A 997-nucleotide genomic window follows, 5' to 3' on the forward strand; every position below is an offset into this window, starting at 1 on the left:
GTCGTGCCGGAGGTCGCCACCACGGCGATCACGGGGATGCCGGCCCGGTCGAGCCCGGCCAGCCGTTCCTCGAGGGCCTGGGGGTCGAGGCCGCCGGCAGCGCTCACCGGCAGCCGCACCAGGGCCTCGGCCGGCAGGCCCATCACGGCGACGGACTTGATCAGCGAGACGTGGGCCTCCTCACTGCAGAGCACCACCGCATCGCCCCGGGTCGCCAGGCCCCGCTGATGCCGGGCGGTGACCAGGGCCATCAGGTTGCTGAGGCTGCCGCCGCTGGCGGCCACGCCGCCGGAACCCCCGGGCAGGCCGAAGCACCCCGCCATCCAGGCGCACAGGGCCCGCTCCAGGCGGCTCAGGCTGGGGGAGAGCTCCTCGGCCAGCAGGTTGTTGTTCAGCCCGGCGCAGATCAGGTCGGCCACGATCGAGGCCGACAGGGGCGGCGGGTCGAGGTGGGCCAGGGCGCCGGGGTGGTTGGGGTTGTAGGCCCCCTCCATGACCAGCTGGAGATCGGCCAGCAGCCGGTCGCTGCCCAGGCCTTCGGCCTCCGGCTCCACCATCGGCAGCACGCTCAGTCCCGGCAGGGGGGTGCCGTGGCCGGCCTGGCCCAGCCAGCGGCACAGCAGGATCGACGCCTGCTGCAGAAAGACCTCGAGGGCCGGATCCACCTGGAACGGATCCACGAAGGAGCCGCACTCCCTGGGGGGCGGCGCTGGCCGCTGGGCGGGGGGGACGCTGGCCAACGGCGACGGTGGGGGCTTCGGCATTCTGCCGCTTGCCCCTCCGGAGGCATGGCTAGAAGAAGTCCATGCTGAATGACGCCGCCAATCTGCTGTGGATGGACCGGCTCCTGCGCCTTGCCGAGGCGGTCGGGGCCGGGGGGGAGATCCCGGTGGCGGCGGCCCTGCTGGATGAGGCCGGGCGCTGTGTGGGCTGGGGCAGCAACCGGCGCCATCGGCGGGCGGACCCGCTGGGGCACGCCGAGCTGCTGGCCCTGCGC

2 protein-coding genes are annotated in these 997 nt (G+C 74.2%); one reads left to right on the top strand and one right to left on the bottom strand.

Annotated elements, in window-relative coordinates; translation table 11 throughout:
- Nucleotides 1-740 (bottom strand): pyridoxal-dependent decarboxylase (locus tag VB737_RS07265; RefSeq protein WP_500312247.1); only part of this gene is annotated, 740 nt, incomplete at its 3' end.
- A gap of 65 nt (nucleotides 741-805) precedes the next feature.
- Here VB737_RS07265 and VB737_RS07270 point away from each other — a divergent pair.
- The coding region (locus VB737_RS07270) for a tRNA-specific adenosine deaminase (RefSeq protein ID WP_500312248.1) at nucleotides 806-997 on the top strand (192 nt) is incomplete at its 3' end.

The sequence above is a fragment of the Synechococcus sp. BA-120 BA3 genome (genome assembly GCF_034931285.1).
Lineage (GTDB): Bacteria > Cyanobacteriota > Cyanobacteriia > PCC-6307 > Cyanobiaceae > Cyanobium.